This window comes from Flavobacterium sp. GW821-FHT12A05 (genome assembly GCF_058807735.1).
The window spans coordinates 180,001-200,743 of record NZ_JBXAQY010000007.1 but is presented as its reverse complement, the minus strand read 5'-3'; the positions used below and the strand labels follow the sequence as shown (position 1 = coordinate 200,743).

Genomic DNA, 20,743 nt, shown 5'->3' with positions numbered 1-20,743 from the left:
GCAAGCAACTCGACAAAGATTGAAAAATCTTAGCTGCTTAGAATCTTAGTGTTTCAAAATCTTAATTTGGGCGTGCCCCTTCGGGTCGGGCTTTCGGCTATATCTTTTATTCCGCTCCGCTTCATAAAAGGATAACGCCTCTATCCCTCACGTAAATTTGAATTAAGTTCGATTAAAAAAGAAATTCAATTACGTTATTTTGTAAATTGCTATTTTAATGCACAATCGAAATACTGAATTAATACTCACTGATTATGATAGATCCTGCCTCGTTAACAGCCGCAATTGATAATGCAAATAAAGTTGCAAATACTCCTTTGTTTACAACAATTATTGATAAAATAACTGGTTTTAAAATTAGTCAATGGGCAGCTGAAGGAGAAGTAAGAAAAAAAATGATTCATGATGAGTATGAAAAGGCAAAAGAAAATGGAATAATGGGAATTCAATATATAGAGAATCTTCGTCATACCACTAATTTGATTGATACAGCCGTTAAGAGTTCTAAGTATATTGATGAAAATAAAACTAATGACATCAAAATTGACAACGATTTTTTCTGGAATACACTTGAATATGCAAAAACAATTTCAGATGAAGAGATGCAGGAGTTGATTGCTAAAATTATTGCAGGGGAGTTTAACCAGTCCGGAACTTATTCAATTAGTACTCTTCAAGTTGTTAAAATGTTAGGAAAGAATGAATTAGAATTGTTTGAAAAAATTTGTTCATTATGCATAAATAAATTTCAAATACCGAAAGCAATTTTTTCTTCATCTAAAAAGGGAGAAAAAATTTTAAGATCTTTATCGTGTCATTACGGTGTTTTTCAAGAGCTACAAAATTTGGGATTGTTTTTGCCGAATGTTATGACAACCAAATGGGATAATCCTGAAAAGCAAGATCTTACAGTAACTTATTTTGATAAAAATATTAAATTTAAAGTGTTAAATGAAAAACATGTTACTTTTTCCATTCCCTCTTATTTTGAATTATCAAATTCAGGAAAACAAATCTTTAATCTTCTAAATCCAGTGTATAATCAAGATTATTATAATTGGTTAATTGAAAACTATAAAATTCTCAATTATTATATAAGTGAGAATTAATAAAAAACCTTTTTATAAACAATTTTTTTAACTATTTCAATAGCGCAGATTTACAATCAGTACCCGCAACAATAATTAAAGTCCATAAAAAAACCGAAGCTTTCAATTTGAAAACTTCGGTTTTTCTTTTATAAAAATAAATTTCTATTTCTTATCAAGTAACTTCTCCAAAAGCGCCACTTTTTCTTTTTCAACTTGAATCAATCTTTCGTAAAGTTTTTCATTTTTATCAATAGTTTCAAGAAGCTTATCTAACGGATTAAAAGTGCAATTATAGTTTTTTATAGATGAAGAATCATCATTATAAGTATTTCCAATAATATTAAAAACCGCGTCTTCAGAAAAATTTCTTATTACTTCAGGTGTAACTCCTAAAGCAAGTGCAATAGTTTTAAGTTTTTCGTCATCAACACTTTCGCTTCCTTCAATAATAGATATAGATTGCTGAGTTGTGCCAATTGCCTGCGCAAGGGCTTCCTGCTTCATATCTCTCAGTTCTCTAATTCGGCTAATGTTTCTGCCGATATGTTTTGGTTTTACTGTGCTCATAGTTCAAAGATATTTAAAAATCGGTTACATTTTTGGTTTCGGTAGAAAACAAGTTCATTCTTGCTAAATACAATTTGTAAATTATTTTATGCCAGTAAAAATACAACTTTTCTGATCATCGTTTGATTTTGAATCTAGAATTGTGTAATCTTGATATTCAGAAAATCAACTTCGATTAATACCAATAAAATGCAGAATTCCAATTTCAAATTAATTACAATTGCCGAAATCAAAACCAAATATCCCTTTTTAATTGAAGATGAAAAGTTCGATTATTTTGATGAATGGGAAGATGATGATTTTTTTCTAACGGCAGAAGAAGATGTAAATTTTGAAAGGAACTTTTATCTAGATCTTTATGAAGAAAAAGAAAAGAAATGGTTGGCCAATTTGCTAAATCTTTCGGCTGAAAAAATCGAAGAAATAAGAATTGAAGGCATTTTTATAAATGGAAATTTCTCTGTAAGCGGTTCAATTATTAATGCCGAAGGTGATTATGGTCCGTATGTTTTTGTAAACGGAAATATTAACTGTCAAAGTTTATTGTTAGGCGGAGCCAATGTTGAAATAAAAGGAAATATTCGAGCAAAAGAAGTGGTCATGACTTATTATAATCATGGCAGTTTTAATTGTTTAGGCTTAATAGATTCTCCAGTTTTTATTGTTAACGATCATAATACAACATTTGCAGAAAGAAAAAATGATTTGTTTTATTATAATGATAGAGATGAAATTGATCCGAAAAATGAATGCGAATATGACGATGAAACCGACGAAGAAATTATTTCAAATGAACTTAGAAAGTTATTGGATAATCCGTTCATTGAAACTTTTGAAGAAATAGAACGAGATTTGGCAAGAGGCGAATTGGTTTTAAAACAAAATAATCCGCCCGCTAAAACTTGTGAATATTGGCGTGATCGTGTTTTGGCAAATTATAGAGATCTAAAACTCGTTCCTGAAGAATTTAAAACCAAAGAACTTTGTAATCTGGCTTTAGATATTACTTATCATGCTTTGCTTTTTATCGATCAGGATTTTATAACCTCTGAACTCTGCGAGAAATTAGTCAGTAAAGATGGTTTTGCAATTCAGGTAATTCCTGATGAATTTATAACAAAAGAGCTTTCTTTTAAAGCAGCCGAAAACGGTACAACTTTAAGATTAATCCCGTCAGCATATTATTCTGAAGAACTGATTCTGTTGGTTTTTAAAAACGGAAAACATCAACCGGATATTAACGATGTTCCTTCTAAATTTATTTCAGAAAGCCTTTTAGAAGAATATGTGAAAATAGGAAAAGGACTTTGGCTTGATAAAACCTGCAAAGAAAACGGAATAGATAAATTGCAGGTTTTAAAACAAGTAATCGATTCTGGAATTCAATATTTGGATAATATTTTTGGGAATCATTTTAGCAAAGAAACCGTTGAATATGCTTTTTCGATTTATAAAAACGACGAAGATTGGAATAAATATGTTCAAAAATACAAACAGAAATTTGAACGACTTGAGAAATGAAAGAGCTATTAATAGAAAGTAAAGGAATAAGAACCAAGGAGTATTTCATACCGCCTTTTGAGTTAAGAGAAGGGGAGTTGGTTGTTTTGTATTTGTATGGAGGGGCTCATTTTCAAGGCATCAAAACGGAATTAGTGAATGTTTTTACTGGAAGAATAAAAAATGAAAATGTGATTGTCACGAAGTCGTTGACTTATGTAGATTATTTTAGAGAATCAAAATTTAGAAGTTTGTTTTTCCCACTAAGAGTTGGCAAATATTTAAAGAAAAGTGGAAATTTAGAAAGCAAATTTATCCAGAAAATTTATGAAATTCCCTGGATTAATAAAAAGACGAAAATAAACGGACTTCACTGGAATTCTAAAAGACTACTTTCATTGTACACAACATTTTCAAAAACAAAACATATTGTTTTTGAATTAGCAGGACTAGGGCCTGATGATGCAAAAGAAAACTATGATATAGTTAGAAATGAAATTAGAAAAGGAGGTTCTGCGATACTTATTGATTGGGCTTCCGACATGAAAGATGATTGCGATAAATTTATAACTTTAGAATGGCTGATCGATTTTGAAGAAAATAAAACAGTGTTTAAAATCTAAATGAGTTAAATCGAATTAATTATGAAGTCAAAAATTAAAACCAGAAAAATCCAAAAACAAGATCTAGACTTCGCCTACAAAGCAATCTGTGAACTCGAAAACGAAGTTTTAGATTTTAAAGTTTTCGAAACGATATTCAATGAAAACATTTCAAATCCAAAAAATCTTTATTTAATCGCCGAAAACGAAAATGAAGGTTTAGGTTTTATCAGCTTTCATACTCAAAATCTCCTTCATCATGGCGGATTGGTGGGGGAAATTCAGGAGTTTTTTATTCATCAAAATCATAGAGGTCAAGGCGTCGGTCGTTTGCTGATAAATGAAATTAAAGATTTTTCAGAAAAGAATAATTTAAAAAGCATTGAGGTTACGACCAATAAAAGACGGGTAGAGAATGTGGCGATTTACGAAAATCTCGGTTTTGGCTTAACCCATAATAAATTTACGATTTATAAGTAGGCTTTCGGATAATCAAAATATTGGAAATAAAAAAAAACTGCTGTCGAAAGACAGCAGTTTTGATAAGCAGATGATTATACTGCTCCGTATTCCATACAAGTGCTGCCATTTGCTGTTTTGTATAAATACCAGCCACATGAGTTTATGGTATAAAAAGTGGCTTCCTGACCGTTACATAATGGCCATGGAATGCAAGGCGTACCATTACCAGCGTTGATTTTTTTTAATTCTTCTTTTGATAGTTTTTGGAATTTTTTCATGGGTTAATTTGTTTTTTGATTTCCTACTCTATAAGTTTTTCGGATACGACTTTGATAAAAATACAAATTATTTTTAAATAAATACTTACAAGAAAAGCTTTTGACCTTAAATTTGTCGTAATTTCCTTCTTTTTGGTTTGTATTGTAATTGCTGATCTTTAGAATAACTCAAAAACTGGTGACTCTTACTTGAAACAAGTTGAATTAAAGTTTAATATTGTATACTATAACTGCTTTAAGAAAGATGAAAGAATTAAACCCGAAAGTAAAACATCATTTAATAGTTGGTTCACTAATTGGTGTATGGCTTTTCGTTTTTGCTTTCATCATAAAACCTTTTGACGACGGCACTATAAATTTCAGAGCATGGTTTTTAATCAGTTTTGGATTTAGTTTTATGGCTTTTTTATGTTATGGTCTTTTAGCAATTCTTCAAAATAGCCTTTATAAAAAAATCAAAAAGTGGAATATTGGTTTAGAAATAACAGCTGTTTTTCTCTTTCACATATTGTATTTAATTGCAGTTTTTGCCTTTTACAAAAGTCCAATTTTAAACGGAGGATATAGTTTTGCAGAGTTCTTTTCGATAATATTTATAAAAGTTGCTTTGATTTTAACTCCTGTAATTGTTCTCGCAAGAAGATATTTAATCAAACTCATTCCAATGCAAGATGATTTTTTGCTTTTTAGAGGAGAAAACAGATTAGATGTTTTAAAAATTAAAAAAGAAGATTTGGTATGTATTTCCAACGCGCAGAATTATGTTGAGATTTTTTATATCGAAAATGATAAGCTGCAATCAAAACTTATTCGATCTTCTCTCAAAAAAGTGCAGGATGATTTTAGGTTTTTGGTTCAAATACATCGTTCACATTTAATAAATCCGATGCATTTTAAATCATGGAGAAATTCAAATACCATTATTTTAACTCAAATAGAACTTCCGGTTTCCAGAAATTATAAAGATGTTTTATTAGCGTTGTAATTTCATACCTAAAACGATGCATTTTGTACCTAAGGCAATAAAATAAGGCTTTCAGATGAATTTCTGTTCTAGTTTTGCTTCATCAATTTTTAAAACAAATTATGAAAACAAAACATTTTTGCCTCATCGGATTGCTGTTTTTTCTAGTCAGCTATTTATTATTTTCTAATATTTTACCCAGTTTCAATACAGCAATAGATTTTGCACATTGGTTTAATTTAATTGGAGCTTGTTTCTTGCTTTCGTTTAATGATGCATTTCCTAAAACAAAAACTAATAAAACAGCTTCGGTTTTGACAACTTTAGGCATTATTGCTCATATTGGTCTTTGTACAATCGATTTTATTATGTCCAGTTACGGAAATAATGAAATCGAAAAAGCCGAATTAAGTCAGCATATCAGCAATTCGCCCTTGATTTTTTATCCATTTGTAGCTGTTGGTCCGTCTTTGCTTTTTCTTGGTTTGGCTTTACATGCCTTTACTTTTATAAAAACAGAAACGATAAAATCTTTAATGGTAATTGTTGGCTCGATCGCTGTTGGATTTTCTTTTTTTGTTTTGAAAAATGGAGTTTGTATGCTTTTGAGCTGTTTGGTTTTTGTTTTAGGATTGGGATCGTTGCTTTATAAAAAGGAATCTGAGAAAGTATCGCAAGAATAAAAATCGTATTTTCGTTAATAATAAAAATCGAATAGCTTGAAAAAACATATAAAATACCTAATTGCACTCTTTCTGACTTTTGTCGTGATTGTGGGCGATGGTGCTTTATATTCTCAATCTAAATCGGCAGAATATTATCAGTCTTCATTTGTGGTTTTAAGAAGAGAATTAAATCTTAAGAGTTCTCAATTATACAAATTCGGACAAGCTGTTTCTTCTGAAAAAACAAGATTTTCAATTGTTTTGGATTTTCTTCATGCCGAAAACGTCTTTACTTTTCAAATCAAGAAACTGGTGAAACTGCAAAATTTGCTGCATCAAAAACTAACTTCGTTTATAAAACAATCTGTTTTTATAAATGAAATAATCACTTCAAAACACTTCGATAAAAGTTTATACAGCGCTTAAGGAAATCTATTTCTGAGCATAAATGATACAATAATGTCTAATCATTTATCATTTTCAAAATGTATAAACAAAAAAATAAAAAACGTTTAGAGCAATCTAAGCGACCGTTTCATTGGATAAAAAGAAAAATTGTAATTGTAATAACGGCCTTTATGTTAGGAATGGCAAACGGAATGCACACTGAAGATACCCGAATTAAAGGAAACCAGAATTATACAGAACAGCATAAAAAGGATTAAGGTTTTAATTAGAAAATTAGTCAATTTGATAATTAAAGAATTACTTCTTTGTCTTATGACCTTTGTCAAAGTTTTAAACTTTGACAAAGGTTTTTTGCGCATAATCTTGTCATTGCGAGGAACGAAGCAATCTCAAATCGTATATTGTTGTTAGTGTGGTTGCTTCGTTCCTCGCAATGATAAACTTTGTGTTATAAAAACAAAAAAACCGAAGCAAATGCTTCGGTTTTCATTTATTGGAATTTGGAATTTCGTTATTGAAATTTAATTAGTCAATCCATTTATAATATCTCGCTCCAATTAAAACTGGAATCTCTTTTTCAATTCGGTCAAGAACCCATTCGTTTTTAGGAGTTCTTACGCTTTGTTTTTGTTCTTTTTTATGAAGGCTTTCGTAAGTATTGAAGTCAATTTCTACACTTTCGGCTAAATTTTCGAAAAGTTTCACATCTGCCAAAGCCGATTTCCATTCTGACTGAATTGTTCCTTCAAAAACTTTCGATTTCGATCCGCTTCCGTAAGCCAGAAATCCGAATTTAGTTCCAGAAACGTCTTTGTTAGTATCATGAAAATGAGCCAAAGTTGATAATAATCCCATGAAAATAGAACCTGTATAAAGGTTTCCTATTAAAGAAGAAGCCAATTCTGCAGGTTGTAATTTCTCGGTTACAAAACTTCTGTAGTCATCAGATTTTGCAACTTCTTTAATTTTTGTCTGATAATCTGCAGGTGCAATATCATCGGCAATAATTTTTTCTGCACTGTCCAAAGCGTAGATTTCAGATAACATTCTTCTTCCCTGGAAAGAATAGGGTAAATGCATTACGATACTATGCCAAGTGTTATATAAAGTTTCGGTAGTGTTTTTTAATTTTTTGAATGAAAAGTAAGCATTGCGCGTACGATCCATATAACATTGGTTAGAATATTGACCGTCAAAAACCGGCTGATCTTTATGGATTTCGATTTCGGCTTCTAAATTATCAAACCAAGCATCGTTGTTTTGGTTTTGAGTAATTGCTTCTTTTGAGATAGTTCTGTAAGGTTTGAAAAAGTCAAAAACTCCTTTTGTAGATGTTGCCCAATTGTCATCAAAAGCAATAATTTTTGGGTTTGCAGTTACTAACATCGCAACAGCTCCCGCTCCCTGCGTGTATTCTCCACCTGAATTTAAATCGTATTTTGCAAAATCGGTTGTAACTACAATTGCTTTTTTGGCTGGATTTAATTTTACAAAATCAAGACAGTTTTGCAAAGCATCAACTCCGCCAATACAAGCAAAAGTGAAATCTACAACATCACATTCAGAAAGAGAATCTTCGCCAAATTTTTGCTCCATTAAACTAATTAAATACGAAGCAATTGGTTTTGAGCTGTCAATACCGCTTTCGGTACCCACATAGATTCGGCTTATTTCTTTTAAGTCAATTTTATTGTCAATGATAAGCTTGGTTAAAGCATTTGCTCCAAAAACAACCGTATCCTGATGAACGTCAGGGAAAGTCATTTTTAGTAATCCTAAGCCTTTTTCTAGTTTTTCTGGTTCAATATTTCTGGCGATTGCCAAAGTTTTTATGGGTAAGTGTATGTTTGCGACATCAAAAGAGATGGCATCAATTCCTGTTTTCATTCTTATTTTTTTGAGCCGCTAAAGGTAAAATTATGTTGTGGAATGACAATTTTTTAATCCCATAAAATTCTTCTTTCAGGACACTTTTGAAGAAAACAAATTAAAACTTTAAATAAAATAGTAATATGATAAACTTTTGCGAAAGTCAGGGCAATGCGTAATTAGCATAAAATAGGCATGTAACGATTGGTTTGCAGAATTTTATAATAAAATAAATTGGGAATGATTGCTTTTGGTACGTAAAAATACGTATACGTAGTCTATTTTAAAATCATTATAAATAACAGCGAAATGGTTGTAGTTCTTTTGTAATTGAGTTATTTTTGTGTAATTTTTTAAAACAAACTACTTAAACACTTATGGCACAATCTGCACTATTGAATGCTTCCATCTTAAAGAAAGTAGCTATGGCTCTTTCGGGAATATTCTTAATCACGTTTTTAGCGCTGCATGTTTCCTTAAATTTTATTTCTATTATTAGTGAAGATGTTTTTAACGAAGCTTCTCACTTTATGGGATACAATCCGCTGATACAATATGTAATGCAGCCAGTTTTGGCATTTGGAGTAATTTTCCATTTCGTAATGGGATTTGTACTTACAGCTCAAAACAGCGCAGCAAGACCAATTGCGTATGCAAAATACAACGGAGCGGCAAATGCTTCTTGGAGTTCTAGAAATATGATTATTTCTGGATTAGTTATTTTGGCATTCTTAGGATTGCATTTTTATGATTTTTGGTTTCCTGAAGTTACCTACAAATATATTGCAGGTACAGCGCCAGATGCTACAAGGTATTATGGTGAGTTAGTTCATAAATTTCATGATCCAATTCGTACAGGATTATACTGCGTGTCTTTTATCCTTTTAGGATTCCACTTATGGCACGGGTTTGCATCTTCTCTTCAATCTGTAGGGATGCACAACAAATACTCTAGATTTTTATCGAAAGTAGGTTACTGGTTCGCAGTTGTAGTTCCGGCACTTTTCGTAATTATCGCATTATTTCATCATTTCAATAATTAATATCAATTATAATGGCATTAGATTCAAAAATTCCAAATGGTCCTATAGCGGACAAATGGACAAATTATAAAGATCATATTAATTTAGTAAACCCTGCTAACAAACGTAATTTAGATATTATTGTAGTTGGTACAGGTTTGGCTGGAGGTTCGGCTGCGGCTACTTTGGCTGAGTTAGGATATAACGTAAAAGCATTCTGTTTTCAAGATTCTCCACGTCGTGCGCACTCAATCGCAGCACAAGGAGGTATCAATGCAGCAAAAAATTATAAAGGTGACGGTGACTCAGTTTACAGATTGTTCTACGATACTGTAAAAGGTGGTGACTACCGCGCACGTGAGGCAAACGTTCACCGTTTGGCTGAAGTTTCTGCAAATATTATTGACCAGTGTGTGGCTCAAGGGGTGCCATTGGCTCGTGAATATGGCGGACTTTTGGATAACCGTTCTTTTGGAGGAACTTTGGTTTCTCGTACATTTTACGCACAAGGACAAACTGGACAACAATTATTGTTAGGAGCTTATTCTGCAATGAACCGTCAAATTGGTCGTGGAAAAATTAAAATGTACAACCGTCACGAAATGCTTGACATTGTAATCGTGAACGGAAAAGCGAGAGGTATTATCGCTCGTAACTTAATCACTGGAGAAATAGAAAGACATTCTGCTCACGCGGTAGTAATTGGTTCTGGAGGATACGGAAACGTATTTTTCCTTTCAACAAATGCTATGGGAAGTAACGCTACAGCAGCTTGGAAAATTCATAAAAAAGGAGCGTTTTTCGCAAATCCTTGTTACACACAAATTCACCCAACATGTATTCCGGTTTCAGGAGATCACCAGTCAAAACTGACTTTGATGTCTGAATCTTTACGTAATGATGGTCGTATTTGGGTTCCTAAAAACCTTGAGGATGCAAAAGCAATCCGTGAAGGAAAGAAAAAAGCAACTGATTTATCTGAAGACCAAAGAGATTATTTCTTGGAAAGAAGATATCCTGCTTTTGGTAACTTAGTACCTCGTGACGTTGCGTCTCGTGCAGCTAAAGAAAGATGTGATGCTGGTTTTGGAGTTAACAAAACAGGTGAAGCAGTTTACTTAGATTTCGCAGCAGCAATTAAACGTTACGGAACTGAAGATGCTTATGTAAAAGGTTTAGATGATAAAGATGCTGCTTTGGTAACTAAATTAGGAGCTGCAATCGTGAAAAGTAAATACGGAAACTTATTCCAGATGTACTACAAAATCGTCGACGAAGATCCTTATACAACACCAATGATGATTTATCCTGCGGTTCACTACACAATGGGTGGAACTTGGGTTGATTATAACTTAATGACTACAATTCCTGGATGTTTCTCAATTGGAGAATCTAACTTCTCTGATCACGGTGCAAACAGACTTGGAGCTTCTGCTTTAATGCAAGGTTTAGCTGATGGATATTTCGTATTGCCATATACTATTGGAGATTATTTAGCTCCGGATATTAAAATGGGAGAAATTTCTACAGACTTACCAGAATTCGTTGAAGCTGAAAAAGCGGTTGTAGATCAAATCAATAAATTTATCAATAATAACGGAACACATTCTGTAGATTATTTCCACAAAAAATTAGGAAAAATCATGTGGGATAAAGTAGGTATGGCTCGTAATGCTAAAGGTTTAACTGAGGCTATCGAAGAAATTGCTGCTTTACGTGAAGAGTTTTATAAAGATGTAAAAGTTCCTGGAAGCGCTAACGAATTTAATCAGGAATTAGAAAAAGCAACTCGTGTTGCCGATTTCTTAGAATTAGGAGAATTGTTCGCGAAAGATGCTTTACACCGTAACGAATCTTGTGGAGGTCACTTCCGTGAGGAGTATCAGACAGAAGAAGGAGAAGCACTTCGTGATGACGAAAACTTTGCATACGTTGCAGCTTGGGAATACAAAGGAAAACCAAGTGATGCAGTATTACACAAAGAACCTCTTAATTACGAAAACATTAAATTAGTTCAAAGAAGTTATAAATAAAAAAGTTAAGAGTTAAGGGTTATGAGTTTAAAGTCGTTCGAAGATTTAGAGTGCTGGAAAGCAGCGCGTGAATTAAGAATCTTTGTTTCTCAAAATATTCTTTCAAAATTTCCAATTGACGAAAAATATGCCTTAACTAGTCAGCTTAAACGATCTTCTAGATCTGTTAGTGATAATATTGCCGAAGGGTTTGGAAGATATCATTATCAAGAAAATATTCAATTCTGCAGAATTGCCCGAGGTTCATTAACGGAATCTTTAAATCAGGTAATTACTGCTTTAGATGAGAATTATATTGAAGAAGATTTGTTGCAAAAATTTAGAGAAAGGTTCGAAAGAACCAAAGCAATATTAAATGGATATATAAATTATTTAGCTAGGATTAAAATGGAGTAGTAACCCTATGACGTTTAACTCTTAACTTATAACCCATAACAAAATTATGAAACTTACATTAAAAATATGGCGTCAAAAAAACGCTCAAGATAAAGGAGGGATTGTAGAATATCCTATTGATGGAATCGAACCAGATATGTCTTTCCTTGAAATGCTTGATGTTCTTAACGAACAATTAATCAACAAAGGGGATGAACCTGTAGCATTTGACCACGATTGTCGTGAGGGAATCTGCGGAATGTGTTCTTTATTCATCAACGGAGAAGCGCACGGACCAGACAGAGGTGTTACAACTTGCCAATTACACATGCGTATGTTTAAAGATGGCGATACCATTTTTATCGAACCATTTAGAGCAAAAGCTTTCCCTGTAATTAAAGATTTAGTTGTAGACAGAAGTTCTTTTGACAGAATTCAACATGCAGGAGGATTTATTTCTGTAAATACTTCAGGAAATACAATCGATGCGAATACAATTCCAATTAACAAACACGATGCAGATAAATCATTTGATGCTGCAGCTTGTATTGGTTGTGGAGCTTGTGTTGCAACTTGTAAAAACTCATCAGCAATGTTATTCGTTTCTGCAAAAGTTTCTCAATATGCATTATTACCGCAAGGTAAAGTGGAGGCGGTTGACCGTGTATTAAACATGGTTCACCAAATGGATTTGGAAGGTTTTGGTAACTGTACAAATACCGGAGCTTGTGAAATCGAATGTCCTAAAGGAATTTCGCTTGAAAATATCGCACGTATGAACCGTGAGTATTTAGCAGCAAGTTTAAAAGGATAATCTAAAAACGTACAATTTTAGTTTATATAGAAAAACGCTTCCGTTACGACGGAAGCGTTTTTTGTTTTTACTCATAATACAATTGCGATTCGCTTATTTCCTGCTTTTCTTTTCCTTCCTGCTGAATGAAACAAGTCAAAGTAGTTCCTCCAATCTGGTCGAAATAACTGATGTTGAGTTTATGGAATCCTTTTTCTAGTTTAACCACTCCGTAAGCTTCGTTCAGCCAGTGAATGCCGTCGTTGTTTACAACTAGTTCATTGTCTATAAAAAGCTTCGATCCATCATCAGAAAGGGTTGAAATGGTGTAATTTGCTGTTTCTGGAATAAAGATATATCCATCGAATTTTAAGCCTATATAACGCTCGATTTTCGATTTCCATTTTTCAGCACTTATTTTACCTTCAAAAACGCCGGAATTAACAGGTTTTGCTAAATCTAAATCCTGAACCTGCTGAAAAAATGTTCCGGTAAAATAATCGAATTTTAATCCTTTTTTGGTTGGTTTTAATGCTAAAGCCGGTTGTAGATCGGGGTTTCGAACCAATATTTTACTGATCGAGCTTTTTCTGCCGCTTGGGCTTATTTGAACTGTTTTTATAATTCGGTATTCGCCTTTTGGTATATTTACCGTTACGGGTTTAGTATAAAGTTCTGCCGTTTCATCTGGATTATAACCGTCGATGGTATAAAAAATCTGTCCGTTTTTAATTGTTGGCTTTAAATCTAAAATATATTTTGATCCAATTAATGCGGTTTCTTCAGCTCCAAAAGGAATTGGAACTTTATACATTCTTTTTTGTGCTTCCAGTTTTTCCAGATGATGCGGAATTTGATTCAATATAAAACTATTGTAGTTTTTATTTTTAGGTTCAGTCCAGGCAATTTCTGCCAAAGCAAAAATTCGGGGATAAATCATATAATTTAATTTCGCAGGACTTGTCAAATATTCAGACCAAAGATTCGACTGCACGCCCATAATATATTTTTGTTCCTCAACCGTTAAGCTGTCTACAGGAGTTGGGTTGTAATTGTATATTTTTTCAACCGTTGTCAACCTTCCAATTGTTAGAGGTTCTTGGGGAGAATAGCCTTGGTTGTAATCCAGATAAAGTACTTGTTCCGGATTCATAATCACAAAATGTTTTTGTTTCGCCGCGCTGATGCCGCCAGATTCGCCTCGCCATGACATTACGGCTGCATTTGGAGCCAATCCGCCTTCCAGCATTTCATCCCAGCCCAGAATTTGTCTTCCGTTTGCGTTTAGGAATTTCTCGATTCTTGTTGTTAAGTAACTTTGTAATTCATGTTCGTTTTTCAAGTCTAAGTCTTTAATGCGTTTTTGGCAACTTGGACATTCTTTCCATCTTGCTTTTGGGCATTCGTCTCCGCCAATATGAATGTATTTACTTGGGAACAAAGCCATAACTTCGGTTAGAACATCTTCTAAAAAAGTAAAAGTTTCTTCTTTTCCGGCACAAAAAATATCTTCAAAAACGCCCCATGATTCTACTACTTTATAGGTGCGATCCGGAAAACAGGATAAATTAGGGTAAGCCGTTACAGCCGCCGTTGCGTGGCCCGGCATTTCGATTTCGGGAATAATGTTTACGTAATGTTCTTCGGCAAATTTTACAATCTCTTTAATTTCTTCCTGGGTATAAAAACCGCCGTACGGATTTCCGTCAAAAAAATATGGGAATCTTTCAAATTTATTTCCTACTAAAGTCTGTGCTCTTTTAGAACCTACTTCGGTCAATTTTGGATATTTTTTTATTTCAATTCTCCAGCCCTGATCGTCGGTTAAATGCCAATGGAAATTATTTAATTTATAATAGGACATTTGTGCGATAAAATCTTTTATAACAGGAACCGAGAAAAAGTGACGGCAAACATCGAGGTGAAGTCCGCGGTAGTCGTATCTGGGCTCGTCTTCTATTGAAACGCATGGTAATTTTACTTCCTGATTTTTTGGTTTATTCGGCAAAAGCTGCAATAAACTCTGAACAGCATAAAATAATCCTTCTTCATTTCCGGTAACGGTTATTTTTTTTGAAGTAATATCGATTTTATAGGCTTCTTTTTTTAGTGATGAAGCTGGTTTTTCGGCAATAAACAAAACTTCAATATTGCTTTTTTTATTTGATGTATTGGCATTTACAACCGACTCGAAAATCTGCGCTGTTTTAAATTCTTTTGTGCTGTATTTATTCTTATCAAATAAAACTTTAATTTTTCCGCTTATGCGAATGCTGTCGCCGTTCGTTTTAAACGAATTTGGAGCCGGAATTATCGAAGTATTACCGGAACTGCTTTGTGCATTTGCCAAAGAACAGCAGAAAATCAAAAAGAGAAGTATACTTTTTTGCATGGTTACTTTTTTGTTTTGTTAAACAAATTTAAGGTTTGTAAATTAGTTTGCATTTTTTTTGCAAAAGGTATTTGTGTTTAAATGTCTTTAAAATAGAGTAATTAACTATTTAATTACTTTGTGTTATAATTTGTTTCGCAAGAATATTGCATTTATTGTTTACATTTGTTCAAAAAAAAGAATTCGCATGAATAATGATAATGAAGTGGTTAATTACACTAAAGAAGAACGTAAAAATCTTATTTTAAAAGAGATTAACTTGCATACGCGTGTAAGTTTTGAAACCCTTTCGAGTAAATTATTTGTTTCTGAAGATACTGTACGACGTGATATAAATGAACTTGAGTCAGAATCTTTGTTGATTAAAGTGAAAGGCGGTGCGATGACAAAAGCCTATCACCATTCTTCATCTAACCAGACTTATGCGGGCGAATCTAAACAAATTATTGCGCAAAAAACTTTAGGACTTCTTCATGACGGCATGGTTTTGCTAATTGGAGGCGGTACTACAATTAGAGAATTCATTCGGCTAATTCCTAACGATTTAAGTTTGACTATTTTTACGGTTACGGTTTTATCTGCAGTTGAACTTTTAGATAAACCCAATGTTAAAATTATCATGATTGGCGGCAGCATTTCGTCGTACAGCCAAATGTGTGTGAGCGGCGATGTTTACAATCAGCTGGCTAATATTAAAGTCGATTTATTAATATTAGGAACCAATGCTTTAGATATCGAAGGCGGTTTCTCAGATTCTGATTGGGAAACGGTTCAGGTTAAAAAAGCAATGATTCAGGCTTCAGAAAAAACAGCGATTCTTACGATTTCTGAAAAACTGGATACGGTTCTAAAAATGAAAATTGCCAACTTATCTGAGGTAGATTACGTTGTGACGGAAGTTGATCCAAGCGACGAAAAATTACAATCGTATAAGAAGGCAGTTCCAAGTTTAGTTTTTATTTAATCCCAATTCTTCATTAAAAAATTGATCCAGTTCTGGTGAAAGATTTTATCTAAATCTTCATCAGAATAACCGTGGTTTTTAAAAATCAGGACCAATTTTTGTAAATCGGCAATGGTGTTTAAATCATACGGAGATTGCTCTGTGCCAAAAGCGCCATCCAAATCTGAACCTACACCAATGTGATTGGCATTTCCGGCTAGCTGGCAAATATGATCCATGTGTTTGAAAACGGTTTCTAAATTGCAATTCATTTCTAAAGGCATCGAAATTCCTCTCTGCCAATTCGGAACCAGCATCCAGGCATCTAAAGCACCTCCAATAACAGCGCCTCTCGAGATTAAAGCTTTAATCATTTCGTCGCTGTATTGACGATTGTGGTCAACCAGGCTTCTGCAATTGTTATGACTTGCCCAAACGGGTCCGTTATAATGATCTAAAGCCTGCCAGAAAGCATCGTCGCATAAATGCGTTGCATCCAGAATAATATTCAAACGTTCCATTTCTTTTAATAGATCAATTCCGTTTTGATTCATTTTTCCGGTTGCGTCCGTTCCGTTTGCATAACGTCCCGGGCCGTAATGTGCAGGGCCAATCGCTCGTAATCCGTAGTTGTACGCTTTTTCTAAATACGAAATATCGATTATAGAATCAGCACCTTCTAAACTCAAAATATATCCAATAGGTTTTTTATCGTTTGGAGTTCCGTCATTCCATAAATCAATTTGTTTTTGGAGTGATTTTTTATCTGTAATTGGGGTTATTTCTCCGGCTTCCTCCATGGCTTTGTACCATGCAAGCTGTCCTTGTGTTTGTGCCCAGGCTTGTTCAGGAGAATTCCAACCCGGAATAATACTGTCGGGTTTTACAAATCTCGCAATTTGCGTTGCTACCACAATTCCTATATTACCGCGTCGCAAATCAGGAAACGAAACAGTGGCGCGTTCGCGATCTGGTTTATCGGTCATTCCTTTTTCTAAACTGCGCAGCGTGGGAACATCATTTCTTAAATCACGATTCCATTCCATCGCATTCATGCTCAGGTCTAAATGGGCGTCTATTATAAACATAGTATTTCGACTTAAATTTTATATATTAATTTCTCTGCTTCGGGCGGCAACTTTCCATTTATCGCAAATTTGATGTCCTTTATTCACCACCTGAACAACATCATAAAGCGCACAGGTAGGGCATACGTGATACGGAAGTGCATAAATAGTATCGCCAATTGCATATTCGTTTTTTCCTTGGTTTTCTAAAATCAAATGTTCTTCGGAATGTGATGTTGGGATTAGATTTTCATCATTTAAAATCACTAATCGTTTATCAATTGGATTTTCTGAAGAAACGGCTTTGTAACCAATATCAATACAAAGTGTTGATTTTGTTGGTTTTGAAATTACGGTTCCCACGATAACCAAAGCTGGTTTGAATTTTTGTTCCGGTAAATTAGATTGGTAATTAAAGTCCCAAAAAACAAAAGTTCCCGGACTGCATTCTACATTTTCCTGCGTGGCATAAAAGGGAAAAGTATTAGAACCGCCGGCAACAATTTTTAATTCGTAACCTAATTTTTGTTCGATTGCTTCGGTTTTTTCTTTTATATCAGAAAAGGAGTTTGAAGCGGTATTGATTCGTTCTTCGACACTGCCTTTTAAATGACCATCGTAAATGTGAATACCTTCAAAATGAAGATTTTTCAATTTAACGATTTTATCGACGAAAGCTGTCCAGTTTTGCGAAATCGAAAATCCGGTTCTGTTCATTCCGGTATTTAAATCCAGATAAATGTTCAGTTTTAAATGGTTCTCTTTAGCGATTTCATTTAAGGCTTTCGCCGATTCCAGATTGTCTGTAATGGTCGAAAAATGAGTGTCAGGATATTTTTGAAGCAGCGAAATCCATCTTTCTTTTTTAATTCCAACAGGCTGATAGGCGAGGAGAACGTCTGGAATTTCGTGTATGGCGGCAAGTTCAGCTTCGGCAATTGTGGCGCATTTTATTTTCTTGATATTGTAAATTTTAAACAATTCCAGAATTTCGCCAATTTTATGTGTTTTAATATGAGGCCTTAATTTTTGCGTATCACCATTTACTGAACCAATAAGGCGTTCGAGATTAAACCGGATACGATCTTCGTAAACGGCTAAAAATGGGGTGTCAATGTTAATTTCGGACTTAATTTTCCACCAATTTTCTTGCATAACTTAGTTTCTTGTTTTTTCTACCACTTCAATTAAATTTTGAAAAGCCTGCAGTGCCTGCTCATAATTTAAATTCAAAAGCATTTCTTTCGAAAATAAATTAGAACCAATTCCAACACATACAACTCCAGATTTAAACCACGATTTTAAATTACTTTCTTCAAGAGTTACACCTCCTGTAGGCATTATTTTTAAATTCGGGAAAGGCGCTCTTATTGCTTTTACATATCCCGGGCCGCCAATTTTATCAGCAGGAAAAAGTTTTACAACTTCGGCACCCAGTTTATTGGCATGTAGAATTTCGTTTAAGGTTGCGGCGCCGGGAATCCAGTAAATATTGTTTTTAAAACAGTAATTGCCAATTTCCAGATCAGTATGAGGGCAGATAATGCAATCTGCTCCTAATTGATGATAGGTTTCGGCATCGGCCACACTTAAAATAGATCCCACCGCTATTTTAACATCTAAATTGTTTTCTTTTTTAAAAGCTGTCATTTGAGCAAAAACTTCTTTTGCATCAGCTGCACGAGCTGCGAACTCGATAATTTTTATGCCAGCATCAGCCGCTGATTGCAATACTATTTGGGCTGTTTCGATATTGATTTGGGTTACTAACGGAAGTACACCTTGCGTTTTTAAAATGCTGTACATATGCTTGTTTTATCTGTTAATTCTATTACTTGAGCCGTTTTTAATAAAATGACTTATTTCGTCGAGCGTGCTTATGGCAAAATCTCCGTGTATACTTTGTTTGATTACACCGCAGGCCGTGGCCCATTCTATAGATTCTTGTCCGGATAATTTGTTGGATAATCCATATAGTAATCCGGCATTAAAAGCATCTCCGGAACCAATTTGGTCTGTTACAACGTGTATTTTATGTTCTGGCGTTTGATAAAAATTACCTTCATGTATCAGTAGACCTTTGTATAAATGTGCCGGCCCGTCAGATTTTCTAAAACTCATGGCGAGTGTTTTTAGAAAAGGCATTTTTACTTTTAATAATTCGAATGTTTTCTGGAAACGATTTTCATCAGATTCGTCTTTGTCTGTTTTGATTCCGAAGTAAATTTCAATCGCATCTAAATCGGCAACGGTTATGGTGCTGTATTGTAATAAATCGGGCATAATTTCCGACGGATGTTTTCCGTACTGCCATAATTTTGATCTGTAATTAAAATCAGAAGAAATAGGAAGGCCTTTTTTATGCGCGGTTAGGATGGCTTCTTTACAAGCCAGACCTGCTTCGTTTGAAACTCCCGGACTTATTCCTGACCAGTGAAAATGGGTGACATCTTCTAAAACTTCATTCCAGTTAATCTGATCTTTTTGAATGGTTCCAAAAGACGAATTGCTTCGGTCGTAAATTACCTGTGATTGTCTGATTTGATTTCCGGATTCGACAAAATATAAGCCCAAACGTTCGCCGCCATAAACACATTTTGAAGTATTTACTTTGTATTTCTGAAGTTCGTTTAAAGCCAGCTGTGCCAGATCATTTTGGGGCAATCGGCTGATATAATCGGTTTGGATTCCGAGCTGCGAAAGTAAAACACAAACATTGGCTTCGGCACCGCCCACATGAACTTTTATTTCATTAGCCTGCGTAAACCGGTTTCCATTGGCAACATTCATCCGAAGTAATAATTCTCCAAATGCTGCTATTCTTGTTTGTGAGGTATTTGTATTCATGTTTAATTTTTTTTAGCCATAGATTTTTATTGATGAACGCGGCGCTTAATTTTTAACACATAGAAACATAGTTTAAAAACATTTAAAGACGTTTCACTTGCATTAATAAACATAGTTACTATGTGTTAAAAGCTAGCTTTTTTTGTTATTCTTTATCAAGTAAAAAATTCTATGTTTCTATGTGTTTAAGTTTTTTTGCCACGAATTACACAAATTTTCACGAATTAATTTTTAGCGTAATGATTTGTGCTAATTCGTGTAATTTGTGGCAGAATAAAATCATTTTTAATCTGTGGCATATTTTTAATAAGCAGCCACAGATTTTGGGATTAAATTATTTTCCTTAACCAATACAGATTACTCTTTAATCTTTGTTTCTGTGGCGTATTCCTTGTCTAAAATAATTCGAAAACAGCTTCAACTTCAACAGGAATATTGTCTGGCAGCGAACCCATTCCTACGGCGCTTCTTACTCCAATTCCGTTTTCTTGTCCCCAAACTTCGGCAAACAATTCACTGCATCCGTTTATTACATACGGATGTCTTAAAAAATCGCCATTACAATTAACCATTCCTAAAACTTTTATTACTCTTTTTACTTTATTCAGGCTTCCAAAATTGGTTACGATGGTAGAAAGCATGGTTAGACCAACTTGTCTTGCGGCTAATTTTCCTTCTTCGATATCCATATCATCGCCAATTCGGCCAATAATTAAGGATTTATCGTCATTAACAGGTCCATGACCTGAAAGGTATAAATATTTACCATCAACTAAATACGGTTTATATATTCCTAATGGCTGAGGCGCCGGCGGAAGAGATAAACCAAGAGTTTCAAATTTTTCTTGTGGTAATAAATTCATGA

At 33.9% G+C, this 20,743-nt stretch carries 22 protein-coding genes; 13 read left to right on the top strand and 9 right to left on the bottom strand.

Going from position 1 to position 20,743, the window contains the following annotated elements; translation table 11 throughout:
* Nucleotides 1-254: 254 nt before the first annotated feature.
* Nucleotides 255-1,109, top strand: a complete 855-nt coding sequence (locus tag AC1RRQ_RS17405) for a DUF2806 domain-containing protein (protein ID WP_493024295.1) — start codon at nt 255-257, stop codon at nt 1,107-1,109.
* 144 nt (nt 1,110-1,253) lie between these two features.
* Here the strand turns inward: AC1RRQ_RS17405 and AC1RRQ_RS17400 are convergent, their stop codons facing one another.
* Nucleotides 1,254-1,658, bottom strand: coding sequence for a helix-turn-helix domain-containing protein (locus AC1RRQ_RS17400; protein ID WP_493024294.1), 405 nt, complete (start codon nt 1,656-1,658; stop codon nt 1,254-1,256).
* Between the two features lie 189 nt (nt 1,659-1,847).
* Between AC1RRQ_RS17400 and AC1RRQ_RS17395 the strand changes: the two genes are divergently transcribed.
* Genes AC1RRQ_RS17395 through AC1RRQ_RS17385 form a run of 3 tightly spaced genes read left to right on the top strand, consistent with a single transcriptional unit; the run spans nt 1,848 to nt 4,240 of the window.
* Nucleotides 1,848-3,179: a bactofilin family protein gene (locus AC1RRQ_RS17395; RefSeq protein ID WP_493024293.1), complete on the top strand. Its 1,332-nt coding sequence runs from the start codon at nt 1,848-1,850 to the stop codon at nt 3,177-3,179.
* On the top strand, nt 3,176-3,781 hold the full coding sequence (locus AC1RRQ_RS17390; RefSeq protein WP_493024292.1) for a hypothetical protein: 606 nt from the start codon (nt 3,176-3,178) through the stop codon (nt 3,779-3,781). The genes AC1RRQ_RS17395 and AC1RRQ_RS17390 overlap by 4 nt, the downstream gene beginning before the upstream one ends.
* A gap of 21 nt (nt 3,782-3,802) precedes the next feature.
* Nucleotides 3,803-4,240, top strand: a complete 438-nt coding sequence (locus tag AC1RRQ_RS17385) for a GNAT family N-acetyltransferase (RefSeq protein ID WP_493024291.1) — start codon at nt 3,803-3,805, stop codon at nt 4,238-4,240.
* A gap of 74 nt (nt 4,241-4,314) precedes the next feature.
* Here the strand turns inward: AC1RRQ_RS17385 and AC1RRQ_RS17380 are convergent, their stop codons facing one another.
* Nucleotides 4,315-4,500, bottom strand: coding sequence for a bacteriocin-like protein (locus AC1RRQ_RS17380; protein ID WP_493024290.1), 186 nt, complete (start codon nt 4,498-4,500; stop codon nt 4,315-4,317).
* Nucleotides 4,501-4,744: 244 nt separating this feature from the next.
* Here AC1RRQ_RS17380 and AC1RRQ_RS17375 point away from each other — a divergent pair, with 244 nt between their 5' ends.
* The 4 genes from AC1RRQ_RS17375 to AC1RRQ_RS17360 all read left to right on the top strand — a co-directional run bounded on the left by AC1RRQ_RS17375 (nt 4,745) and on the right by AC1RRQ_RS17360 (nt 6,794).
* Nucleotides 4,745-5,485 carry a LytTR family transcriptional regulator DNA-binding domain-containing protein gene (locus AC1RRQ_RS17375; protein WP_493024289.1) on the top strand — a complete coding sequence of 247 codons (741 nt, stop codon included), beginning with the start codon at nt 4,745-4,747 and terminating at the stop codon, nt 5,483-5,485.
* Nucleotides 5,486-5,586: 101 nt separating this feature from the next.
* A complete protein-coding gene (locus AC1RRQ_RS17370; RefSeq protein WP_493024288.1) occupies nt 5,587-6,147 on the top strand; it encodes a hypothetical protein in 561 nt (186 codons plus the stop codon).
* A 36-nt stretch (nt 6,148-6,183) separates the two neighbouring features.
* Nucleotides 6,184-6,555: a hypothetical protein gene (locus AC1RRQ_RS17365; protein ID WP_493024287.1), complete on the top strand. Its 372-nt coding sequence runs from the start codon at nt 6,184-6,186 to the stop codon at nt 6,553-6,555.
* A gap of 59 nt (nt 6,556-6,614) precedes the next feature.
* Complete coding sequence (locus AC1RRQ_RS17360) at nt 6,615-6,794, top strand: hypothetical protein (RefSeq protein ID WP_493024286.1); 180 nt, start codon at nt 6,615-6,617, stop codon at nt 6,792-6,794.
* 268 nt (nt 6,795-7,062) lie between these two features.
* Here AC1RRQ_RS17360 and AC1RRQ_RS17355 read toward each other — a convergent pair whose 3' ends face one another.
* Entirely contained in the window at nt 7,063-8,424 is a 1,362-nt protein-coding gene (locus AC1RRQ_RS17355; protein WP_493024285.1) for a hydroxymethylglutaryl-CoA synthase family protein, read from the bottom strand.
* 359 nt (nt 8,425-8,783) lie between these two features.
* Here AC1RRQ_RS17355 and AC1RRQ_RS17350 point away from each other — a divergent pair, with 359 nt between their 5' ends.
* Genes AC1RRQ_RS17350 through AC1RRQ_RS17335 form a run of 4 tightly spaced genes read left to right on the top strand, consistent with a single transcriptional unit; the run spans nt 8,784 to nt 12,650 of the window.
* Nucleotides 8,784-9,449 carry a succinate dehydrogenase cytochrome b subunit gene (locus AC1RRQ_RS17350; protein WP_493024284.1) on the top strand — a complete coding sequence of 222 codons (666 nt, stop codon included), beginning with the start codon at nt 8,784-8,786 and terminating at the stop codon, nt 9,447-9,449.
* 11 nt (nt 9,450-9,460) lie between these two features.
* Entirely contained in the window at nt 9,461-11,461 is a 2,001-nt protein-coding gene (locus AC1RRQ_RS17345) for a fumarate reductase/succinate dehydrogenase flavoprotein subunit (RefSeq protein WP_493024283.1), read from the top strand.
* 21 nt (nt 11,462-11,482) lie between these two features.
* Nucleotides 11,483-11,857: a four helix bundle protein gene (locus AC1RRQ_RS17340; protein WP_493024282.1), complete on the top strand. Its 375-nt coding sequence runs from the start codon at nt 11,483-11,485 to the stop codon at nt 11,855-11,857.
* Between the two features lie 46 nt (nt 11,858-11,903).
* A complete protein-coding gene (locus AC1RRQ_RS17335) occupies nt 11,904-12,650 on the top strand; it encodes a succinate dehydrogenase/fumarate reductase iron-sulfur subunit (RefSeq protein WP_129023402.1) in 747 nt (248 codons plus the stop codon).
* 67 nt (nt 12,651-12,717) lie between these two features.
* On the opposite strand, the gene AC1RRQ_RS17330 is transcribed toward AC1RRQ_RS17335, so the two are convergent.
* The gene (locus AC1RRQ_RS17330) at nt 12,718-15,021 is read right to left on the bottom strand and encodes a family 20 glycosylhydrolase (RefSeq protein ID WP_493024281.1); all 2,304 of its coding nucleotides are present in this window, start codon (nt 15,019-15,021) and stop codon (nt 12,718-12,720) included.
* Nucleotides 15,022-15,208: 187 nt separating this feature from the next.
* Between AC1RRQ_RS17330 and AC1RRQ_RS17325 the strand changes: the two genes are divergently transcribed.
* On the top strand, nt 15,209-15,985 hold the full coding sequence (locus AC1RRQ_RS17325) for a DeoR/GlpR family DNA-binding transcription regulator (RefSeq protein WP_493024280.1): 777 nt from the start codon (nt 15,209-15,211) through the stop codon (nt 15,983-15,985).
* Here the strand turns inward: AC1RRQ_RS17325 and AC1RRQ_RS17320 are convergent.
* The 5 genes from AC1RRQ_RS17320 to AC1RRQ_RS17300 form a co-directional block, all read right to left on the bottom strand.
* Nucleotides 15,982-17,052: a dipeptidase gene (locus AC1RRQ_RS17320; protein ID WP_493024279.1), complete on the bottom strand. Its 1,071-nt coding sequence runs from the start codon at nt 17,050-17,052 to the stop codon at nt 15,982-15,984. The two genes, AC1RRQ_RS17325 and AC1RRQ_RS17320, sit on opposite strands and share 4 nt — an antisense overlap.
* An 18-nt stretch (nt 17,053-17,070) precedes the next feature.
* On the bottom strand, nt 17,071-18,186 hold the full coding sequence (locus AC1RRQ_RS17315) for a D-TA family PLP-dependent enzyme (RefSeq protein WP_493024278.1): 1,116 nt from the start codon (nt 18,184-18,186) through the stop codon (nt 17,071-17,073).
* A gap of 3 nt (nt 18,187-18,189) precedes the next feature.
* The gene (locus AC1RRQ_RS17310; RefSeq protein ID WP_493024277.1) at nt 18,190-18,837 is read right to left on the bottom strand and encodes a bifunctional 4-hydroxy-2-oxoglutarate aldolase/2-dehydro-3-deoxy-phosphogluconate aldolase; all 648 of its coding nucleotides are present in this window, start codon (nt 18,835-18,837) and stop codon (nt 18,190-18,192) included.
* Between the two features lie 9 nt (nt 18,838-18,846).
* Entirely contained in the window at nt 18,847-19,878 is a 1,032-nt protein-coding gene (locus AC1RRQ_RS17305) for a PfkB family carbohydrate kinase (RefSeq protein ID WP_493024276.1), read from the bottom strand.
* A gap of 395 nt (nt 19,879-20,273) precedes the next feature.
* A complete protein-coding gene (locus AC1RRQ_RS17300; protein WP_493024275.1) occupies nt 20,274-20,741 on the bottom strand; it encodes a RidA family protein in 468 nt (155 codons plus the stop codon).
* Nucleotides 20,742-20,743 lie beyond the last annotated feature (2 nt).